The following is a 1,678-nucleotide window of genomic DNA, read 5'->3' on the forward strand; positions in this document are numbered from 1 at the left end:
CTTTTTCAGATTCAAGTTGTATGCTTCCGCCCATGAGTTCGACAAGTTGCGTACTGATGGCAAGGCCTAAACCTGTACCTCCAAATTGGCGGGTGGTGGAGTCGTCCTCCTGAGCGAATGGTGCGAAGATTCGTTTCTGTTGCTGCTCATCGATGCCGATACCTGAGTCTTGCACGGAAAACTCGATGACGGCTTCCGATTCATTACTTTCAAGCGTGGTAATCGAAAGCTCTACACTGCCTCGTTCCGTAAATTTAACGGCATTGGACATGAAGTTCATGATCACCTGACGCAAGCGGTGATCGTCAATGACGATGTGATAAGGCGTGTTCGGGCTAATGCTGACGGTTAATTCGATGCCTTTCTCTTTTGCTTTTGGGGACACGATTGAGGCGATGTCATAAATTGATTCTCGCACGCAGGTTGAATGAGGACTTATCAGCAACATGCCGGACTCAATTTTGGAAAAATCCAGCACGTCGTTAATCAGGCTGAGCAGCAATTGGGAAGACGTCTCTATTGTGTCGACGTAATCTCGCTGTGTAGCCGTCAACGGGGTGTCTGCCAGCACTTCAGAAATACCTATCACACCGTTGAGCGGAGTACGAATCTCGTGCGACATGTTCGCTAGGAAGCTACTTTTCGCTTTGCTGGCTTCAATCGCGTCGTCTTTGGCGCGCTCGGCATCTTCTTTGGCTTTGGTGAGTTTCTGCTTTGCTTGTTCTCTCTCATGACTGAGTTTTTCCACTTCTTGAGCAAACTTGCTTAACTCATCTTTGCCTTTGATGAGCTCAGAAAGTGGTGAGTCTTCGCTGTAATTTTCGCGGCTTAAAAACTCAAGAACAAGATGCAGGTTGTTGGTCACTTTACGCACCAAGCGAATGGTTAAACTGATAACAAGAATCGTCACCAACGACATAATTACAATGAATACCAACCGCTGTTGCGTGGTTGCTTTAATGGTTTGTGCGAGCTTCGTTTGCAGCTCATGTTCCATCGTATCGTCGATGTCATGAAGTAGCGCCAGTCGCCTGTTCAGCGCAGCAACTCCAGCTCCCGTTTTAAGAGGAGATAACGCTTGTAGTTCCTCTTGGTTAAGTAACTGATCACGAAATTCTTGGCTAGTTTGAAATACCTTGTTGCTAAAGGTTTCTATCAGCAATTGGACTTGGTTCTGGTTGGCATTGAGCGCGACGAAGCGCTCTACAAGCAGTTGTTGGTTTTGAATCAGAGACTGAATCTCATCACGAACAGCGTCGTCGTAATGAAGACGCTTATTGGCTGAATAAATGAGATATTCACTCAATCGACGCTCTTCCGTCGACCAAAACATTAACCATTCCAATTGCATTAAGGAGGAAAGATGGCGATCGGTTTCGTAACTGACGTTACTAAAATAGACCTTGTCGAGATTAAGTAGGATTTGCTCAAAAGTATCTGCTCGCCATTCTGCAATATCCAGTTTTTCTTCGATATCGATTGCTGTGAACATCGAGAGGCTGGCTTCTTCAAAACTCGCAAGTAGAGGCAAAACCTCAGAATTGTCGCCAAAAACGCGGGGGGTCGTTGCTTTTAGCTCTTGAATGAGCTGCGCTGTTTTCTCAGCTTTATGCGTGATGGAGGGGTTATTGGGTAAATGAATCGGGTAAGAGACGTTGTCGATGTAAACATAGAGTAA

General features: G+C 45.9%; 1 protein-coding gene. It reads right to left on the reverse strand.

The annotated features are described in order from the left end of the window. The coding region (locus R7Q47_RS23770; RefSeq protein WP_411912880.1) for an ATP-binding protein at positions 1–1,678 on the reverse strand (1,678 nt) is incomplete at both ends.

The sequence above is a fragment of the Vibrio sp. Vb0349 genome (assembly GCF_033338975.1).